This window comes from Methanothrix sp., assembly GCF_030055635.1.
In the GTDB taxonomy this organism is placed as follows: Archaea; Halobacteriota; Methanosarcinia; order Methanotrichales; family Methanotrichaceae; genus Methanothrix_B.
Map to the genome: position 1 here is coordinate 22,213 of NZ_JASFYM010000004.1, position 20,838 is coordinate 43,050.

The 20,838-nt window shown below is 52.2% G+C and carries 14 protein-coding genes; 7 read left to right on the forward strand and 7 right to left on the reverse strand.

Features of this window, described 5'->3' with window-relative positions; all coding sequences use genetic code 11:
* Window positions 1–44: 44 nt before the first annotated feature.
* From asnB to QFX31_RS02550, 4 genes are all read right to left on the reverse strand, one after another.
* Window positions 45–1,895 (reverse strand): asparagine synthase (glutamine-hydrolyzing), encoded by a 1,851-nt coding sequence (gene asnB / locus QFX31_RS02535; RefSeq protein ID WP_348530577.1) that lies wholly within the window; start codon window positions 1,893–1,895, stop codon window positions 45–47.
* 183 nt (window positions 1,896–2,078) lie between these two features.
* Entirely contained in the window at window positions 2,079–3,281 is a 1,203-nt protein-coding gene (locus QFX31_RS02540; RefSeq protein WP_348530578.1) for a glycosyltransferase family 4 protein, read from the reverse strand.
* 82 nt (window positions 3,282–3,363) lie between these two features.
* Window positions 3,364–4,341, reverse strand: a complete 978-nt coding sequence (locus tag QFX31_RS02545) for a glycosyltransferase (protein ID WP_348530579.1) — start codon at window positions 4,339–4,341, stop codon at window positions 3,364–3,366.
* A gap of 50 nt (window positions 4,342–4,391) precedes the next feature.
* On the reverse strand, window positions 4,392–5,513 hold the full coding sequence (locus tag QFX31_RS02550; protein WP_348530580.1) for a glycosyltransferase: 1,122 nt from the start codon (window positions 5,511–5,513) through the stop codon (window positions 4,392–4,394).
* Window positions 5,514–5,597: 84 nt separating this feature from the next.
* On the opposite strand from QFX31_RS02550, the gene glmU reads away from it, so the two are divergent.
* From glmU to QFX31_RS02565, 3 genes are all read left to right on the forward strand, one after another.
* On the forward strand, window positions 5,598–6,782 hold the full coding sequence (glmU, locus tag QFX31_RS02555) for a bifunctional sugar-1-phosphate nucleotidylyltransferase/acetyltransferase (protein ID WP_348530642.1): 1,185 nt from the start codon (window positions 5,598–5,600) through the stop codon (window positions 6,780–6,782).
* Entirely contained in the window at window positions 6,783–8,600 is a 1,818-nt protein-coding gene (gene glmS / locus QFX31_RS02560; RefSeq protein ID WP_348530581.1) for a glutamine--fructose-6-phosphate transaminase (isomerizing), read from the forward strand. It begins immediately after the preceding gene.
* Between the two features lie 329 nt (window positions 8,601–8,929).
* Entirely contained in the window at window positions 8,930–9,727 is a 798-nt protein-coding gene (locus tag QFX31_RS02565) for a metal ABC transporter substrate-binding protein (RefSeq protein ID WP_348530582.1), read from the forward strand.
* Window positions 9,728–10,181: 454 nt separating this feature from the next.
* Here QFX31_RS02565 and serB read toward each other — a convergent pair whose 3' ends face one another.
* Together serB and QFX31_RS02575 are read right to left on the reverse strand one after the other, a co-directional pair.
* Window positions 10,182–11,345, reverse strand: coding sequence for a phosphoserine phosphatase SerB (gene serB / locus QFX31_RS02570; protein ID WP_348530583.1), 1,164 nt, complete (start codon window positions 11,343–11,345; stop codon window positions 10,182–10,184).
* Window positions 11,346–11,630: 285 nt separating this feature from the next.
* Window positions 11,631–12,479: a helix-turn-helix domain-containing protein gene (locus QFX31_RS02575; RefSeq protein WP_348530584.1), complete on the reverse strand. Its 849-nt coding sequence runs from the start codon at window positions 12,477–12,479 to the stop codon at window positions 11,631–11,633.
* A 53-nt stretch (window positions 12,480–12,532) separates the two neighbouring features.
* Here QFX31_RS02575 and tes point away from each other — a divergent pair, with 53 nt between their 5' ends.
* Both tes and QFX31_RS02585 read left to right on the forward strand, forming a co-directional pair.
* Complete coding sequence (gene tes, locus QFX31_RS02580; protein WP_348530585.1) at window positions 12,533–14,056, forward strand: tetraether lipid synthase Tes; 1,524 nt, start codon at window positions 12,533–12,535, stop codon at window positions 14,054–14,056.
* A gap of 146 nt (window positions 14,057–14,202) precedes the next feature.
* Window positions 14,203–15,138, forward strand: a complete 936-nt coding sequence (locus QFX31_RS02585) for an aldolase (protein WP_348530586.1) — start codon at window positions 14,203–14,205, stop codon at window positions 15,136–15,138.
* 17 nt (window positions 15,139–15,155) lie between these two features.
* Here QFX31_RS02585 and QFX31_RS02590 read toward each other — a convergent pair whose 3' ends face one another.
* Window positions 15,156–15,539 carry a translation initiation factor IF-5A gene (locus tag QFX31_RS02590; RefSeq protein ID WP_297758167.1) on the reverse strand — a complete coding sequence of 128 codons (384 nt, stop codon included), beginning with the start codon at window positions 15,537–15,539 and terminating at the stop codon, window positions 15,156–15,158.
* Between the two features lie 293 nt (window positions 15,540–15,832).
* Between QFX31_RS02590 and QFX31_RS02595 the strand changes: the two genes are divergently transcribed.
* Window positions 15,833–16,813, forward strand: a complete 981-nt coding sequence (locus QFX31_RS02595) for a PKD domain-containing protein (RefSeq protein WP_348530587.1) — start codon at window positions 15,833–15,835, stop codon at window positions 16,811–16,813.
* On the forward strand, window positions 16,810–20,523 hold the full coding sequence (locus QFX31_RS02600; protein WP_348530588.1) for a DUF11 domain-containing protein: 3,714 nt from the start codon (window positions 16,810–16,812) through the stop codon (window positions 20,521–20,523). Before QFX31_RS02595 ends, QFX31_RS02600 begins: the two co-directional genes overlap by 4 nt.
* Window positions 20,524–20,838 lie beyond the last annotated feature (315 nt).

The following is a 20,838-nucleotide window of genomic DNA, read 5'->3' on the forward strand; positions in this document are numbered from 1 at the left end:
CATCTGGAGTGGATCAAACAACTATAAATTGTGGGGAGGTCAAGTTACACTGTCTGAGGTTGCAAATCATAAGCCCTTAACCAGAGTTCAAGATTGATAACCCTCCATATAAGTTCACTCCAGTTTTTTTGCACATTGTGTTTATCCTCTATCATTTTCTCAATCACTTCTGAGCGCCAGTACGGCCTAGACCTGAATTTATCTGATTTTATTATACTAAGAACCATATCTCTAAACTGCTTGTTTTCAAGCCAATTATCATCTGGCGTTGCGAACCCAATCTTATCCTTACGTGATAGGATCATCTCAGATACAAGACCCTTTAGTGCCCTTCGCAGTATATATTTAGTAATGCCGTTCCGTATCTTTAAATTTGCAGGAAGGCCGGAAACAAACTCTACCAGCCGATAGTCCAAAAAAGGTACTCTCGATTCTATGCTCCACCGCATGGAGTTCTTGTCCTCGTAGCGTAAAAGCTGCGGTAGGCTGTACTTAATAAGATCGCTCCAGAGCGCATGGTTCAGGCTGAAACCTCTCTCCTTTATAATATTGACACTGGATCCTTTATAGAAAGGTTTGAGATATTTTAGCCTTTTGTTCCAGAGATAATGAAAAACAGAAGTAAGGCCAAGCTTTAAAGCAATTGTTGCCGAAAAAAATAGCATTAATTCTAATGGTGTTTCTTCTGCTGACTGCAATGCTTTTGCAGCTTCACGTAGCTGCATGTGAATTAAAGAATCAAAAATATAATATTTCATATAAATTCGATAACCTGCAAATAGTTCGTCAGCACCTTGGCCATCCAGTAGGACTTTCATTCCCGTTTCATTTGCTAGCTTCATAACACGATACTGACCATATATGCTCAAAGAACGAAATGGTTCCTCCTGTGTGCGAATAAGGTCCTGTAGATCCGCAATCAGATCTTCGGTGGTAGGAGTTACCGTGAATGCATTAACTTTTGTATCCTTAACAACCTCACGAATATAATGCGATTCGTCCATCCTATGATTAGGAAAAACCATAGAAAACGTATTAATTAATTGATTGATCTTGGATTTCTTCATGATGTAAACAATGGCTGATGAGTCAATTCCACCACTCAGACAGGACCCAACAGGAACATCAGCAATAAGTCTATATCGGACACTGTCCTCTAAAAGGGATCGTACCTTTGCTTTAACCGTCTCCTCATCGTAAAAATCCGTTCTGGGGATTTTATTTAAACGATCTTTTAAGTTGTACCAAGAGATTAGTTTCATATCCTTTCGCTGGAGATCATAAATCATATTTTCTCCAGGCATAAGTCTGTGAATGCCTGAGAAGAACGTCTCACGTCTGTGATCCATTAAACCAAACGCCAGATAATCATATATGACGCTGTCTTCTGGATGCACTTTGAAATCGTGCTCTAATATTCCTTTAATCTCTGAGCAAAATATCAAGCCTTTATCGCTGATATGATAGTACAGTGGCTTTACACCAAACCTATCTCGGCTGAGGAAAAGCTCTTTTTTCGCTTTATTGTAGATTGCAAAGGCCCACATGCCATTAAATTTCTCCACGCAATAAGGGCCCCACTCCTCATATGAATGCAATACCACCTCGGTGTCGGTTTTGGAGCGAAATTTATGACCTGCAGAAACAAGTATTGAGCGAAGTTCCACAAAATTATATATTTCTCCATTATATACGATCCACATGCTTTCATCTTCATTGGGCATCGGCTGATGACCAGCAGACGAAAGATCGATTATAGAAAGCCTGCAATGACCCAAGCTTACGAGCTCATCTATGTATGTACCGGCATCATCTGGACCTCTGTGTTTTATCGCATGATTCATCTTTGAGATTAGCTCTTGATCATTCCAGGTAAAGCCACATATTCCGCACATCACATGATGTTTTGAGAGACTAGGCAAAGTATTTTGCGGATAGACCTATTTTAAGGCATATCTAGTTGAATCCACTCATTAGTATAGAATAATAATAGAACCCTCTGATCCAGAAAGCTCTACTCAATCTGGATCTCCGGTAATTTGCGGATGTGATCCTAAGTTGTTATGAAGATACGAACATCAAGATAGAGTATTATAAAGCCCAACCAAGGTATTTGCAGATTTTTCCCAGTTGAAGCGAGTCTCTGCTGCCATTTTACCATTCTTTCCGAGCTGCTCAAGCATTCCTTTAGATTTGGCCTCTATGACTTTCATGGCAAGATCTTTGTGGTTACCCGCCTGAAATATTATTCCGCATTTGGACTCGGATATCATCCTTTTAAGGGATGCAACATCACTAGCCAAAATGGGCTTTCCATAATACATATATTGGCACATCTTATGGGGAAAAGATTTCTCTGTAAGACGGTTTCGGTCGTATGGCAAAGCACATAGGTTGCTGATTTTAATATACTTCATCGCTTCGATAAATGGAATCCAACCCGTAAAAGTCACGTGGTTATCTAACTTTAGCTCTCTAACTAAATTCCTGAGTTTTGCTTCGATTAAACCATCTCCCACCAAGATCAGATGCGCCTCAGGAATTGATGAAATGATTAAAGGCATAGCCTTCAACAAAGTTTCTAATCCTCTGTGGTTTGAGAAACCCCCTACATAAGAAATTATGAATTTTTTATCAAATTTTTGGAGACCGGATGTCTCTGATACAACTTCTGATATATTATCAAGTTCATCCAAATCTACTGCATTATGCACAACAAAGATTTTTTCTTTTGGATAACCCATCTTTACCAGTCTGTCGATCTCTTCCTCAACAACTACTATTATACGGTCTACACATTTAAGACAAAACTTTTCTTCTATGGCTAAAATCTTAGATAGCAAGATTATAGCAGCGCTCTTTATACCCTTCTCTGTCTTGAAACCCCAAGAGTAAATCATTTCCACATAATCTTCATGCATATCGAAAACTACTGGTTTCTTCAGTAGTCTGCCAGCAACACAGGTCGCTAATGCAAGAGGAAGATCATGCACATGAAGGACGTCGGCTCTATTTTTAACAGATGTTTTTATAATATGAAATACTAATAAATATCTATATAGAAAATAATATAAAAATCCGCCTAGCGACTGGACGTCGTAAAACGGAAGGTTGACCCTGTTTATCTTTATCTGATCTAAGGTTTCTTCACTTTTTTGGCTTTTTCCTTTCCTGCATAATAAAAACACACTATGCCCAGCCTTTGAAAGTGATTTCGATTCCTTTTTAACCCTGATATCTGGAGGATATAAGTTATCAGACAGTATCATCTGTATGTTCATGCTCTCAGATCCACCCCTAAGTACATTAGAGATGTAACCCAAACCACGACAGCACGTATAACTTCCAGTCCAACACTCCCATCTACCCCCACACCCTCTCGTACACCTCTTTCACCCGCTCCACGTTCTCCTCCCAGAACCTGTAGTCGCTCTCCTTCATTCTTTCAGGCTCTCTCTCCATGCTCTCCTCCACTGCGCCTCTAAGCTCGTTGCTCCTCACGACCCTGAGGTTCTTCCTCTTCTCCTCCAGAGTGATCCCAGCAGCGACAACCTGCTTTCCCAGGTTCAGGTACTCGTTCAGCTTCCATATGCTCTTGTCTGTTGAGTACAAGGTAAGCGCGTTCTCCCTTCTCGGTATTATGCAGACTCTGGCCCTTCTCACAAGCGCTGCGACCCTGGTGTGCGGCTGCCAGCCGAGCGCTTTAACGTTCTCTGTCTTTCTCCTGAGGTACCACCATGCGAACGGCCCGCCTCCCACGATCCAGAACTCCCTCTCCTGCATATCCCTCGCGAGCCTGAGAAGTGAATCAATGCCCTCCTGCTCGCATACCCGCCCGACGAATATCACAGCATCCTCTGACTCGAGATCATCTCCAACCTCCGTGAAGCTCCTCTGCGGGTAATTTGGGATCACATGTATCTCCTTTCCGGGCGCATAGGACCTGGCCTTCTCCTTCAAAGGGGTGTTCACCGTGGTTATAAGATCAGCAGCCTCAGCCAGCTGCCGCTCGAAGCGCTCGCATACACCCCTCGCGATGGAACCGAAGCGCAGCTGCGTCTCCACACCCCATGGGGATCTGTAGTCGTATATGAGGCGTCTGTATCCAGATCCACGCAGCGCGGGAAGCCAGTGGTATATGACATCAGGAACGTTGAAGAGATGAACGACATCAGGCCTTTCCCTCAGAATGATCTCTCTGGCCTTTCTTGCTATGGAGATCCAGTTGACCGTACCAAATCTCGGGACCACGGTCTCATATCCGAGATCCCTCAGCGTAGCCTCGAAGAGCCTGAGCCTCGTCGTCCTCTCCGGCTGGTTTGCAAGAAGCAGCACCCTCATCTGAGTTCATCTCCACCTTCGAGCAGCGGTGGTTGCAGTTCCTGCTCTCATCAATCTTCCGCAGCCCTCCTCAGCACGCCCTCGTACCTGGCTGCAAGGGCACGCCAGTCGTATCTCTCAGCGATCTCCCTGTACCTTCTCCGATCCTGTGGACTCTCCAGAATCCTTTTGACCTGCTGTATGAAGCTATCTCTGTCATCATAGTAGTAGAGGCTGTCCCCGAGAAGCCGCTCGAGCGAGAGCATTCTTGTGGTGAGAACAGGCCTGCCGCATGCGAGGTAGTTGAAGATCTTGCCGCCTGCGGCATACTCGTTCTTCTTCATCATTCTCAGAGGATTGAGACCTATGTCCATCGCAGATATGTACCTGCCGAGCTCCGCGTAAGGCACAGCTCCAGTGAAGATGATCCTGTCCCTAATACCCAGCCTCTCAGCCATATCCTTTATGCGCTCGCCGTAGTCCGTGAACAGGCTCGGGCCCACAACGAGCAGTGTGACATTGAGCTCAGGAAGAGCGCTCACAACGGTCTCGAGATCGACCCAGTACTCCAGCGATCCGACGTAGCCTATCACATCGCCCTCAAGGCCAAGAGCGCTCTTGGCCTTCCCGGCGTCGATCGGTTTCAGGAGAGCTGTATCCACGCCGTTCGGAATGACCTCGACATCACGAACACCGATGCCCCTGAGATACTCTTTGAGCTCCTGGGTCACGGTGATCACAGCCCTGGCGTGCCTGAGGTTGTACCTTGTGATCGCCCTGACCCCGAGCTTGACAGCCCTGCCGAAGAGCGATCCCGGGTAGTATATCGATGCGGACTCCTCCAGGTGATCGAGATAGTCGAAGACCACCGGAGCATCTGTGAGGTTCGCCATGAGCGAAGGGAGTATGTTCGCTGAGAGTATCACATCAGAGTCACTGGCAGCATCGCGAATCACGCGGAGATGAGATAAAGCGCTTGTGATGTAGTAAATGGACGGGTCCTCAGCTCTGGAGGATCCTGCCCTCACAAGAGAGCATCTCGTCCATCTCGGGCTGTTATCCCTGAACCTCGAGAGCTCGAAGTGCAGGACCCGCACATCATGCCTCTCCGCTATTATATCGAATATGAAATTCAATCGATTTGGAAATGGGTGCCTTATCCAGTCGGTTGTAGGTATGACCAGTATCTTCATGGGCGATCTGAGGAGAATCACCAAAATATATAAACTAGCTGCATATCTGGTTTCTGTTCAGGGCGTGAGAATCTGAAGGCTGTCATACTTGCTGCCGGAGAGGGGCACAGGTGCAGGCCCCTGACCCAGACCAGGCCCAAGGTCATGCTTCCCCTGGCGAACATGCCGTTCATGGAGCATGTCGTCAGAGCCCTTGTGGATAATGGTATAGAGGAGATCGTGGCGGTCGTCGGCTATCAGAAGGAGCGGGTGATGGATTACTTCGAGGATGGTGTGAAGTTCGGCGCCCGCATAACATATGTCTTCCAGGAGGAGCGTCTTGGTACAGCACACGCACTACGCAGGGCGCAGAAGCAGATCGATGATCAGTTTCTGGTCCTGAACGGCGACAACATACTGGACAGCAGAGCTGTAAGGGATCTCTTAAGCGCGGATGGCGATTACGTCATCCTCGGCGCGCTCAGGGAGCATGCTGGGGATTACGGAGTTCTTGTCGTTGATGGAGATGTGGTAAAGCAGATCCACGAGAAGCCGGGGAGGGCATGTGCGGGCATCGTGAACACAGGCGCGTACAAGATGATGCCCGATATCTTCGATGAGATACCGAAGACGCCAATATCCGAGAGGGGGGGCTATGAGATCACCCAGACGCTGAGCCAGATGCTGGAGAGGGGTGTGAAGATCAGAGCAGTCGTCACAAAGGGGATCTGGGGAGATGCGGTCTTCGCATGGGATCTGCTCGCCGCAAACAGCATTGCAGCTGGCTTGATGAAGGCCGGGATTCGTGGGGAGATAGAGGATGGTGCGGTCATCAGAGGGCCGGTCGCGCTCGGAAAGGGCAGCCTGATCAGATCCGGATCCTACATAATCGGTCCCGTGCTCATAGGCGAGGGATGCGACATAGGCCCAAATGTAACGATTCTACCATCGACGACAATTGGTGATTCAGTCCGTGTTGGATCGTTCACGGAGATCAGGAACAGCATCGTTATGAGAGGGTCAAGGATAGGATCGATGTCTGTCATATCAGACTCTGTCATCGGAGAGGACTGCTGCCTCGGCGATATGTGTTTGGTGGAATCGGGCAGCTCACTGGCAGAGGTCGAGGGAGAGTTCTACAGAGCTGAGTTTGGCGCTGTGATGGGCGATTCTGTGGTTGCAGGGAGCAGGATTATGATGTTGCCATGCAGCGTTGTGGGATCCTCTGCCAGACTCGGGTCTGGTGTCACGATCCGGGGCAGTGTGGAGCGGGGGAGCCGGGTGGTTTAGATGTGCGGGATAGTTGCATACATAGGCACCGAGAAGGCTGGCCCCATACTCTTCGATACGCTCAAGAGGCTCGAGTACAGGGGCTACGACTCCGCGGGGATAGCTGTCTCATCGAATGGCAGCATGGAGGTTCTGAAGGCCGCGGGAAGGATCTCAGATCTCGAGATAACCTACAGATCCATGGGGGAGCCCGGGGGCTCGATGGGTATAGGACACACCAGATGGGCAACACACGGGCGACCCAGCGATGAGAACGCGCACCCTCACACCTCTGGGGATATTGCGGTTGTTCACAATGGGATAATAGAGAATTACCTTGAACTCAGGGAGCAGCTCAGGGATAGGGGATACGTATTCACATCGGAGACGGACAGCGAGGTTCTGGCGCATCTGATCAACTACTACTACAGCGGGGAGACTAGTGGGGAGCTTGCAGCATCCGTCTCAAGGGCTCTGAAGGATGTCAGAGGATCCTACGCGATAGTCGTCATGGCATCAGGTACGCCGTACCTTGTATGCGCAAGAAAGGACAGCCCTCTGGTGATAGGAATAGGCAGATCCTCCAACTACATAGCCTCTGATGTTCCCGCCCTGCTGCCGTACACACGCGAGGTGATAAGGCTCAGGGATGGTGAGATCGCGGTAGTTCACAGGGATAAGATCGAGATACAGGACCTCTCCGGGGCTGTGCGTGAGCCTGCGCTGGAGCGCATCACATGGGATGCGGATGCTGCGGAGCGCGGCGGCTACCCGCACTTCATGCTCAAGGAGATCCACGAGCAGCCGAGGGCGGTTCAGGAGACTCTTGCAGGAAGGATCTCCGAGATGGAGGGCGATGTCAGGCTGGACCTCGGGCTCAACCAGTGGGAGATGCAGACCCTGCAGAGGGTATCGATACTTGCATGCGGCACATCATATCATGCAGGCCTTCTGGCACGCTACTTCTTCCCGCGCATAGCCGGACTGCCCGTTGATGTTGAGGTCGCGTCCGAGTTCCAGCACATGCAGCTCCGCCCGGGAACTCTCCTGGTGGCGATATCGCAGTCCGGAGAGACCGCAGACACGCTCATGGCGCTCAAGAAGGCGAAGACATGTGGCGTCAAGAGCATTGCTATAACCAACGTCGTCGGAAGCTCGATAACAGAGATCGTCGATGCCACGATATACACGAGATGCGGTCCTGAGATCGGGGTCGCGGCCACGAAGACTTTTGTCGGGCAGCTCGTGGCGCTGGTTCTTCTCGGGATAAGGCTTGGCAGGGCGAGAAACCATCTGCTTCCGGAGCAGGGGAGGAGGCTGCTGGGAGAGCTATCACGCCTGCCAGGGCTCATACAGACAGTTCTCGAGAAGAGGGATCAGATAAGGGAGATTGCCCGGAGGTTCTCAGGTGCGGACATATACTTCTTCATAGGCAGGGATATTCTATACCCCATAGCTCTCGAGGGCGCTCTTAAGATGAAGGAGATCGCATACATACCGGCGGAGGGGTACCCTGCGGGCGAGCTGAAGCACGGACCTCTCGCACTGATCGCTGATGGCACCCCTGTTGTGGCGTTCGCGACCTGCGGGGATAAGATATACTCCAACATGAAGGAGGTCCGGGCTCGCGGCGGGGAGGTGATAGCCTTCGCCAGAGAGGGTGACAGGGAGGCAGCTGAGATCACCGACACGGTCGTAGAACTCCCCAGCACACTGCCGGTCTTCTCCGCGGTCCTCTGCACCGTGGGGGTCCAGCTCCTCGCCTACTACACCGCACAGATCCTGGGAAGGGAGATCGACAAGCCCAGAAACCTGGCGAAGAGCGTTACGGTGGAGTGAAAGCAAGCGGTTCAAGTTTCAGCAAAGCCCATTGCCTCCCAGCATCGGCCCACAACGCATTTCCATGAAAAGAGGATGCGTAGAACCACAGGTCATACGGCTTTGGCACGCTTTTCATCGCGTGCTGCGTCGTTAATGTACCGCAAAAACATGCTTACTTATTCGCGCCCGCAACTGAACCTTTGAATCTTTTTTTACATGCCCCCCTGCGCGGGACTCATGATCTGCATGCTCATAGCAGTTCAAGGCCAATTTGTATGAGGTTCGGCCACTTGTTATTACCATAATACTTAAATATAGAACTTAGTAACTAACATTTTGTGATTGGTATGAAGAAAGCGATATTGCTTCTGATTTTAGCGCTAATCGCTGTTCACTCAGCATCTGCTGAGCCGATCAAGATAGTGGCCACGACTTCCACATTGGAGGATCTCATAAAGGGCGTGGGAGGGGATTATGTTGAGGTCACCTACATAGTATCCTCAGGAGTATGCCCCGACCACTGGGATCTGAAGCCATCACAGGTTGCCGCTCTGAACGAGGCGAGCATAATATTCCAGCACGGGATGGAGGGATGGCTGAAGAACGTCACGCGGCCTGATCAGAAGGTGGTAGTCCTCTCCGGTCCCTGGAACACGCCTCAGATGGCGATAAACAAGACCCTGCAGATCGCGGCTGCTCTCAAGGAAGCCGATCCGGAGCATGCAGAGGAGTACGATAGGAGAGCGGCGATGCTGGTCGAGCGCTTCCGGAATGTCTCCGAGGTTCTGAGCAAGCAGGCTAGGGAGGCTGACACAAAGAATGTGAAGGTCCTCTGCATGGAATGGCAATCTGGATTCGTCTCGTGGATGGGATTTGATGTGGTGAAGACATACGCCTCTGAGGAGAAGCTCTCGCTGAAGGATGTTAACGATTTGATCGAAGTGGGCAGGGAGAATAACGTCTCAATAGTTGTGGACAACCTCCAGAGCGGTGTGAGGGTTGGCGAGCAGATAGCCAGCGAGATAAACGCAACGCATGTGGTACTCACGAACTTCCCCGGAGCGATCGAGGGAACAGAGACGCTCGATAAGATGATGCTACATAATGGAGAGGCGCTGCTTGCAGCAGTCCCCAAAGCCGCTTGATGGCCCCTCTGCGGAGGAATTTTCTCCTGAGGCTCATGTAGTCGAATCGTCGGAGTGGCGAGCTATAATAGCTCCTCAGGTACAATACACCATCTCTCTGCTGGGTTACCGATCCGCCAAATCACCAGGATGAGCCTCTCCAGATTTTTATTCAAGGCTGATCGAAGCGGTAGTCTACCTACGACGTGTGGATAAACGCGAAAGCAATAGCGTTAGGCGATTCATGGTCATCAATCACGCTGCAGGGTATCGGACGAGTATTAACATGTCCCAGGATGTTGATTTCCATGCAGACTTTGTTCAAAATAAACACATCTGAGTGGGCCGGCCCATCAAGATCCACTCACAGAAGGTAGACTACCGATCGAAGCTCTGCGCCAAAAACCATTCAGATCGGCTTCTTCCCGCTCTCCGAGCGTGGCCAAAATCAGGAGAGCTTCCGCACAACAGCCCTTCAGAGCAGGCTTCTCCTGTCAGCGAGCCCCAGAATATTGAGCAGCCCGAGCAGGTTCTCCCTGGATATCGATCCGTCGGAGACCTTCTTCAGCACATCCTTCGCATTGAATGCCACTCCAAGTCCCGCATTCTGTATCATGATGCAGTCATTCGCCCCGTCCCCGACAGCGACGATACTGTCAGGGCTTATTCCCTCGATCTCAGCGAGCCGCTTGACTATCTCCCCCTTCGCCTCTGCATCGATTATCTCGCCCTTGATCTCCCCAGTCAGACGGCCGTCCTGTATCTCCAGCTCATTGGCGAATGTGTAGTCGAAACCCAGCCGCTCCTTCAGGACATCTGTGAAGTATGTGAACCCTCCGCTTATGAGCGCTATCTTGTACCCCATCTGCTTCAGGTGGTGTATGAGCTCCTCCGAGCCGGGAGTCAGGGAGAGCTGATCCGCGATCTCCTTCAGCGCAGAGACCGGCATGCCCTTCAGAAGCCTCACGCGGCGTCTGAGCGATTCCTCGAAATCGATCTCGCCGTTCATGGCCTTGTCTGTTATCTGCCTGACCTCCTCATCGACGCCAGCGAAGCTTGCAAGCCTGTTTATTATCTCGAAGTCCACAATCGTCATATCCATGTCGAAGACGATCAGGCGCTTCTCCTTTCTGGCCTTATCCAGCCTCTGGACCACGACATCGAGGCCCAGACGCTCGCACTCTGATCTGATCCACTCCCTGCACTCGTCCGGATCGGATTCACCGAAGTCCATCACGAACTCTATGGATATCAGATCGCCGCGCGCTGTCACCGCAGCCCTCTCGATGTTGATGTCCCTGGCGGACGCGACAGATGCGACATCTCTTATAATTCCAACCCTGTCCCGTGCTATTATAGTGACCACATAGAGGTTCTTCCTGCTCCTCCTTATTCCACGGTACCTCTCCAGCGGCAGGAACATGCACTGGATCCCAAGTGACTCAGAGCGTCTCTGCATCTCCCCCTCAAGCTCCTCTGGTGTGATCGCTGCCCTGCTGAAATCCGCGACCACAGACATGATGAACAGACCCTGGAGCACCCTCTGATCCATGTCCACTATGTTCACATTCCGCTCTGCGGGGAGCTGGAGTATATCGCGTATGAGGCCGGGCCGGTCCCTCCCCACGAATGATATCACCCACAGGTCTTTAAAATGATCTTCAGGATTGGCGCACATAACCAGCATGCTCCTTCGTCCATCTCAGTGAATCTGCCGTATGAGTTCTGACAGTGATGTGCAAAGCGCGGATGCAGCTCATTGAGGGCAGCCTGCTGTTTCTCGATCCCATGCGCTCCCGGGAGCCACCTCCGCAGAGCGGGCGTTCAGAGGGGATCTCCGGGCCTGAGATCTGATCCGGCCTGTGCTCATGCGTGCGCAAAAGAAATCTGGAGACGGATGACATTGGGCGTGATGGATGCATTTCTAGTATTTAGATTTGAAGCTGTGACCTCCTCTCAGGCCCGAAGACGGAGCTTCCTGCTGCTCTCCATCAGTGGTCTGATACCTCCGGGATGCATCGACCTCTGTGGTAGCAGAAGCTCTCCACAATGCCTCTCCGAGGTCTCTGTACATTCGGGCGAGAGCGGATCCTGCTGTTATTGCTATGGGCTCGCGCTCTCCGGATACGACCACGAGCACATCTCCCCTGTCTGGTATCATCGCGCAGATCCCCCTCTCCCTCCACGGGTGGATTCTCCGCTCTGCGCCCGGGATGTTCCACGAAGGTATATCTTCGGGAGATACAGCCCTGATCGATACGCTTCGTTCATGTATATTTTTTATGATTTCATTCACATGCCGGAATATGTTGTACAGATCTCCCAGACTCTCGAGCAGGGCTGGGTTGATTATGAGGATATCCCTCTCAGCTCTGGATAGCACCTCCACAACCTTCTCGCACACCCTGCCGGCTCCCTGATGCACCCATATCCCCATCTCCTCCTCGCGCCCGGAGCCATCAGCTGAGTACACCTCCTCCAGCGCGTGCAGCGCAGCCTCTGCATCGGTCATGAAGCTGCTCTTAAGGCGCTCGAGCGCTGCAGCAGGATCCGCGACCCTGTACCTCATGGGCTTCGAGGGCTGGACCTCCACTATGCCCCTCATCACGAGCCTCTTCAGAGCGCCATAAACCGCAGGCCTGGGTATTCCGGAGATCTGGTGGATCTCAGAGGCTATCCCCGCCTTGAGTCGGGTCAGTGCTGTGTAAACCCTGGCCTCGTACTCCGTGAGCCCGAGGTCGCGCAGAGCTTTGATCGCATTCTTCTCCGACATCCTGGCTATATCTTTGATAGAAGGTTTTATATGTCTTTCTGTAAAGTAACAGTATGGTCGTTATGGCATTAAATACAATAGACAGAGATGTGGCTTCCGTCTGTCCGGTGTGTCTCAGGACTGTAAGTGCGCACATATTCCAGCGGGATCAGGCGGTCATGATCCGGAAGTCCTGTCCGGAGCATGGAGAGTTCGAGGATGTCTATTGGTCCGATGCCGAGCTTTACAGAAGGTTTATGAGATATGTTGAGACTGGCAGAGGCATAGAGAACTTCATCACAAAGGGAGACTGCCCGCTCAGCTGCGGTCTCTGTGATAACCATAAAACCTCAACGCTTCTCGCGAACATAGATGTTACGACGAGATGCAACCTCGCATGCCCGATATGCTTTGCAGATGCATCTCCAAAGAGGGTCTACGAGCCCACAATGGAGCAGATCGAGCGCATGCTGAGGATCCTGCGGGAGGAGCGACCTGTACCATGCTACGCTGTGCAGTTCTCGGGCGGAGAGCCCACTGTACGTGAGGATCTCCCTGAGATAATGGCCCTCGCCAGGAGCATGGGCTTCACGCAGATCCAGATCGCCACAAATGGCCTGAGGCTTGCGTCATCCCCAGGTCTTGCGAGAGAGCTCAGCGAGGCTGGACTGAGCACGGTCTATCTCCAGTTCGATGGGGTGGATGAAGGGCCGTATATCAAAATGAGGGGCAGGGACCTCCTCGGCGTGAAGCTCCGCGCGATAGAGTCCTGCAGGAGAGGTGGGCTGAATAGCGTGGTTCTGGTACCGACTGTCGCGAAGGGAGTTAATGACGTTCAGCTGGGAGAGATCATAAGATTCGCGAGCCGTAATGTGGATGTCGTCCGCGGGGTCAACATGCAGCCCATATCATTTGCGGGAAGGGTCGAGGAGGCGGAGCGAAAATCGAACAGGATCACCATACCTGACCTGATACTCTCCATCGAGGAGCAGACTGATGGGGAGATCTCCAGGGATGATTTCTATCCGGTCCCCTTCGTCGCCCCGGTCTCAAGGATCGTGGAGGTGCTGACCGAGAGGCCCAGACTTGTCTTCACAGTCCATCCATGCTGCGGTGCTGCCACCTACGTCTACTGTGAGGGAGACAGGCTGATACCCATAACGAGGTTTGTGGATGTGGAGGGCCTGATGGAGAGGCTCAGGGATATCCTGCAGGACTACAACGGATCGAGGATATCAAGGCTGAAGATTCAGGGGTCACTTCTGAAGGACCTCCCAGGGTTTATAGATGAGAGCAGAGCCCCGAAGGATCTGCACATCACAAAGCTCCTGATGAATGTGCTCAGAACAGGCACCTTCGATTCGCTGAGGGAGTTCCACTCAAGGAATCTGTTCATAGGCATCATGCACTTCCAGGATCTGTACAACCTGGATCTAGAAAGGGTCAGCAGATGCGGTATACATTACGCCACCCCGGATGGCAGGATCATACCGTTCTGCACGTACAACACGATCCACAGGAGCGAGGTGGAGAATCGGTACTCCATCGCTGAGGCATGCGCACCGCCACAGCGTCTGGGTGTGTCTCCGGTCACATAGCTGCTCCCCCGTTTAAATCCGGCCTGCAGATAGGCACAGCGACTTCACGGGTGCCTGCCGGTTCCTGGCGCAGCTGCCGGCCGCACATCCTGCAGATTCGCCCCGCGCACGCCGGTGAAAACAATCTCCCAAAGGAGGATGGCAGCATGAGATACTCAGTGGAGTTGATATCGCCAGAGAGAAAGATCGAGCTCGCCGAGGAGTACGCGGATCAGGTCCTGTATGAGGTCAAATCCGAGATATACGGATGCTGCATAAAGCTCCTCACAGGCATGCGTGACGTGAGGGGCAGGTGGGAGGATAGCTTCTACTTCATGTCCCAGAGCGTCCGCTCCCACGGGCGGATGTATGTTGTTAATGATCCAGGCGGGAAGAACCGAGTTCTCTATGATCCCCATTCGAAGACCGCGTTCCTTTTGAACTTCGATTACTATGGATGGATAAAGTCTCTGGCTTTATCACTTGCTGGAGACATACTGGAGGATGAGCACGGTATCCACTCGGTGCATGGCGCATGCCTTGACCTCGATGGCAGGGGCATATGCATCATCGGAGGCCCTGGCACGGGAAAGACGACCCACACCTACGGCCTTCTCAGGGATCCCAGGGTGAGGGTGGTATCGGATGACTGGTTCTTCGGGAGGATCTACGGCAAAGATGTCCTGGGCTACGGATCCGAGAAGAACTTCTACATAAGATCTGAGCTCTCGGGCATCTGGAGGGAGTTCTCCTGGCTTGTGGAGAGGGCGGAGCTCGATTCCATGGGTCGTGGAGTCGTAGACCTGAGATGGGCCATAGGGAAGGGCAGAATACTGCCTCTCACCACCATCCGACACGTGTTCATTCTCAAACGAGATCATTCAGACAAACAGATCGTACGTCTCTCTTCTGAGGATGCCCTTCAGATAGTCGAAAAAAACGGTTACTTCAACCCCCATCTGCTCGTCGATGGGGATCTCAAGAGGAGGATACGGAGCGGGTTCTTCAGGGCGATGCTCTCCAGCGCATCTGTATGGGAGGTCAACACCACAGGAACGCCTGAGGAGACCCAGTCTATGATAAGAGATGCGATCGGCGTTTAGTCCAACGCCTGTGACCTTCACCTGATGTCCATCTTCACCTTTCCCATCGAGGAGAGGTAGGCCACCTCCTTTCCGGGCTCGAGCTTCGACTTCATATCCTCTGTTATCGGCACATCTATGGTTGTGTAGTCCTTGAGATCCATGAGCTGAACACTGGTCTCACCCACTGAGAGCACCTGCCCTGTCTTCCGCTCGACTATCGGAGCGTAGACCTTTGTGGTGACCGGTGCAACGATGGACCGCTTCTGGTTGTCGAATATGCCTATCGCGTCTATCCTCGCCTTGGCAGCTCCATGCTTGCCAGGCTTCGAATGCGCTATGCTCTTTATTATGCAGGGCTCGTCATCGATTATTATGTACCTTCCTTCCTTGAGCGTCCTTATCTCTACTTGCTCCTTCATTTGAGATCAACCCAGGTCTTTCGTCTTCCGGTGGAATGATCTGATCATATATTTAAAGGTGAGGAACATGTTCAGCTCTGTATTATCATAATTCCACATCAATCCTGCACAGGCCCGATGATCTCAACGGAGTCTAAATCGACAGATGGATCGTCAGCAGTAGGTACCATACGGAAGATTGATCAGGTTAAACTGCAACGTAACTGTAAATTGTGTCGGAGCAATGTGTACTGAAATGTGATACATTGTGCCCATCCCCGATACGGCTCGTCTCCCTCAGGTTGGCGATCACCATGAACTGCAGATCGACAGTCTTCCTGATGGCCATCATGCTCATCTCCGCCACAGCTGCAGAGTGGCCTGGCTGCAAGTTCCAGTGCACTGCCAAGGATGTGGTGGTTGAGAGAGCATATCTCGGAGACGCATCAGGCAACCCCCTCCAGCCCTGCTCTCAGGGCGCTGCCTCGAGTGCATACATCTGGATCACCATAACAAACAGGGCCAGCGCTCCGAGGTACAACCTGGTTCTGCTCGCGGATCTCGTTATTAATGGCGATCTCGAAAGAATCGAGAGATGCGTGCTTGATGTTTTAGAGGGCAAATCGACCAGGTCTTTCCCCATATACAAGATTGAGTGGAACTGCGGTGAAGAACTGCGCATAAAAGATGTGATCCTGAGCTGGGAGACATCCGGAGCGAAAGCTTGCGATATATCAAGGATGAAATGCGGCGAGAGGACGACGCAGTGCTATGCATACCCAGAGATGAGAGTCGACATCCCGCTCTCAGCAGGTTTTGGGTATAAGGCGAGCTGCCGTAGTGTAAATCTCATAGATCTGACGAGGGGCGGAGCAGCTCCCTACACCTACGACTGGGACCTGGGCGATGGGAGCAGGAGCTCTGCGGCAAATCCGGTGCATGCATATTCGCGTCCGGGGAGATACCTCGTAACTCAAAACGTAACCGATTCAAAGGGCAGATCAGCCAGGAGCTCATCTCTCATAATAATCGAGGGATGCTCCTGCGAGATCGATGGACCTGAGGTGGCATGTGAGGAATCGGTTCAGAGATACACAGCAAACGCCACCGGCAGAGAATACATATGGATGCTTGATGGCCGGGAGATCGGACGCGGAGAGAGCGTGGAGATCTCATGGTCGGAATCCGGCGCTGGAATCCACGAGCTCCGGCTGATCGCAGCTAACATTTCGTGCGTGAAAGAGATAAGAGTCATACCAAAGCCAGAGATCTTCATATCATTTGTGGAGGAATGACGCTGCTCTCATCCAGGATCCGAGGATTCGCGGTGATGGTGCTTCTCGTAGCTGCGTGCTCCGCAGATGATGGTAGGAGCATCACTCTCACCGGACCTGAGGGGGATTACATCTACCACTGGATCGCACAGGTGGATGATGAGGTGATCGCCCAGGGTGATGAGCGTATATTCACATTCCAGCTTCCCGAGACGCCAGGGAAGAGGGTGAAGGTCACGCTTCTTGTTAAATCCATTGAGGGCGGATGCGTCAACAGCTCCTCGATAGAGATCGTGACGGGACAGCTCGGCAGGTCCGAGATACATCTCGATAAGGACTGTGTGTACACAAAACCGGTCCATGTTGGCGATTCTGTTATCTACACCTACAACGTCTCTAATACAGGGGAAAGCGATCTTTTCGATCTCAATCTCACAGACTCACACAGCTGGGGTCCTGGGTGTGAGCCCGTTTACATCAGCGGGGATGATGGAGACGGCGTTCTCAACCCCGGGGAGACGTGGCACTACGAGGCGAGGTTCACGCTCCCGGATCCCAGGAAGTATGGCATGACAGGCGATGCGGTTCTCAGCATAATGGCAGCCCCGGATACGGGCGAGATCGTAAGGTCGCTGCTGAAGAGAAAGCAGAGGCTGGAGGCGAAGCTTTCCATCGTCAGAGAGAGACAGAGGAGCTTTAACCTCTCCAGAGCTCAGACATTCTCCTACATTAGACAAAGACTCAGGTTCGAGAACCATACGAACAGCATCACCGGGGAGTATCTCCTGGAGTCGTTCGATGCGGGCGGCGCTCTGATCTCCAAAGAGTACAGCGACCCGATATCGCGCGCGAGGCTCAGAACCGAGTACAGGCGCGACGGTCGTGTATCCTCCGAGGAGTGTCTCTTCGAGCTGACAAGAGAGTACATTAAAATTGAGTACGATGCGCCATCTCCCGGGTATAAAACGTATACAATAACAGATTACACCACAGGAGACACGCTCATAGCGATTCAGGATCCTTTCGGGAATATCGTGAGCAAGGAGTACCGCAGGACCCCAGGCTACAGGGTGTACGAGGAGCGGGTCATGCTCACGAACATCGCAACAGTCACGGCCAGGGATGCCAGCGGTCTTGTGGTATCTGCGATCGACACCTTCACGCTCGATGTTCTCAGGCCTCTGCCCGCGCTCAGGGTCTACAAGAGCTCCGATCCTGAGATCGCATTTCGCGGCTCGTTCCTGAACTACACGATCAGCTATGAGAACGCGGGATCTGAGGATGCGCATGGTGTTGTGATAAGGGAGCACTACGATGGAAACTTCAGCTTCATCTCCTCATATCCACCACCCGACTCCGGCACGAACGTGTGGAATATCGGGGATCTGAGAGCAGGAGAGTCAGGCACGATACGCATCCTGGGAAGGACATCAGATGAAGCAGATCTCATAACGAACAGGGTCGAGATCCGTAGCGCTGATGGGTCCGGTGATGAGTATGTTCTTAATACCACGGTCGTCAGCACAGGCCTAAACATAAGCAAGAGCGCGTCACCAGGTCTCGTGGTGCCTGGATCGAGACTGACGTACAGGATAAAGTACAGCAACGATGGGTCATACACACATAAAGACGTCCGCATAACTGACATTTTAGATCCCACGGTGGAGTACCTTAGCGCGTCTCCGGCACCGTCTCATACCTCTGGTAACACCTACACCTGGAGCATACCGGAGCTCGCGCCCGGCGCTGGCGGGGAGATCGAGATCAAGGTACTGGTCGGAAGCACTGACAGGGATTTCATCGTCAACACATACCGCATAGATTCTGACAGATTCACGGGGGTTAACAGCACCCTCATCACAGGTGTAATCCAGAGCCTGTGGGTGAACAAGAGCTCTGACAAGGATGTGTACGCGCCAGGCGAGGATGTCGTGTTCACGGTGAGATTCGGCAACAAAGGAAACTACGAGGCGCATGATGTCAACCTCACGGATGTGCTCCCTGACCTGGAGCTTATAAGCGCCTCTGGCAACCCCTCCGCGAGGGGCAGGACGCTCGTGTGGAACATCGGAGATCTGAGAAGCGGCGAGAACGGGACGGTGGTGATAACGATGAGGGTGCCGGAGAGATCGAACCTCATTTACAATGAGAGCTCAAGCGTCTCTGGAGAGGGTTTCGTCAGGGTCAGAAAGAGATTCTCGACTGCCATCGAGTCTAAGTCGCACACAAACAGGGCGTACATCACCGGGTACTACAGCGATGATGGGAGAAAGGTTTACCACAACGCCTCGACCTCGAAGAGCATAACGGTCGCAGGAGATCCGGGATCTGAGATCAGGACAGGAGAGCACGGGAGCGGCTACTACGAGGAGGAGCTCCTGGCGAACCTCAACCTCTCGAGCAGGAACGTCTCAGTTGAGAAGGATCTCTTCGCGGAGCAGAGGCCCACAAGCTTCTCTCTGCCCCGGAGAAAGATCGAGTTCAGATCATCATGGTTCGAGAGCACCGAGTCCAGGAACCGGAATCGGGGAGAGATGATCGAGGGGAGCTACATGTACGCCAGGTCCCTGGATCTGAGCAGCAGGTACCAGGCCGACCCGAACCAGACCACCTTCAGGGAGGTCTCGGAGGTGGAGCAGGGCGTCATGCGCATTAGATACGTCTCGAGGGATACATCATCGCTCATAGACGAGAGATACGCGGGGAGCTTCAGATCTGAATCATCGATCGACTCATATGGAAGCGGTCTTGCGTACAGGAGAGCATCATCCGGAGAGGGTTTTGTCGGTTCTGAGCTCCGTGCAGGATCGATGGAGTCCAGGGAGAGCGGCAGCGGTTACTATCGCTCAGACCTGATCCGCCAGACCGAGATCATGAAAAGAGATCTTGAGGCGTCGAGCTCAGATGTGAACACGACGCTGGACGGGAGGGAGATCAGGTTCAGCAGCCTCTGGCATGAATCATCAATGACAGAGGACCGATCAAGGGATCTAGCGATGATGGAGCGCATAACCCATGCGAGGTACATCAGGATGGAGTCTGAGCTCAGCAGATCAACCCTCTCGATGCTGGGGGAGTTCGAGGGGAGAGGAGAGATCAGAGCCACGATGGGCAGGCCTGAGACGCTCCGGGTTGAGCAGGATCTCGCCGGCATGTACACAGTAGATCTCGCGGTGAGCGTTTACGCCGTGCCGAAGCATCTCTATCCTCACATCAACATCACGAAGATGGCGGTGCCTGTCGATGAGAACAATGTGCTGTTCATCATAAATGTGACAAACGATGGGAACGAGCCGCTGAGGGATGTGATTGTCAGAGACGTGCTTCCCGAGGGTCTGGAGATGATCAACTCCACGCTGCGGCCTTCGATGGAGGGAAGATGCATCAACTGGAGCATACCGCTCCTGGAGATCAGCAGGAGGATGGAGATAAGGCTCTTCGCAAGCATGGATCCTGAGATTGATATCTTCGAGAATCACGTCAATGTGGCAGCAAGAGCTGAGAAGGGTGATGTATCAGCAGAGGCCTCCGTCAGGTTCGACAGGGAGTGGCTATCGTGCTGTATTGGCAGCACTGCAGAGAATCTCACCGCGGAGAACCGGACACTTGTGCTTCCAGAATCGTACAGCTGCATCGGCATGAACGGGAGCTTCGAGGACTGCGAGGGCGCGATCGATGAGGTATACGATGAGATGGAGAAGAGGGATGACTGCACCAAGGGGTGCATATGAAGAGCATGAACGGCAGCAGTCTACTCACACGGGAAACTGCACGAGATACATGAAAAATCAGCGGACGTCTATGCGTCAAAACATTAAGAATAGCGATAGGTAGATTGCAGGGACGGGATTCGAACCCGCGAACACCTACGTGACATGGCCCTCAATCCTGCGCCTTGGAACATGCACGATCAAAAACAGCATTTGTCACGCTGTCCCACAGAAGGACCTCATGCCCAAAAAGTTAAAATAGAATTTGGTTACTAATCATAATTAAGAACCATAAATAAGTAACGTAGATATTCGTACATACGTTGCTGTGTATTT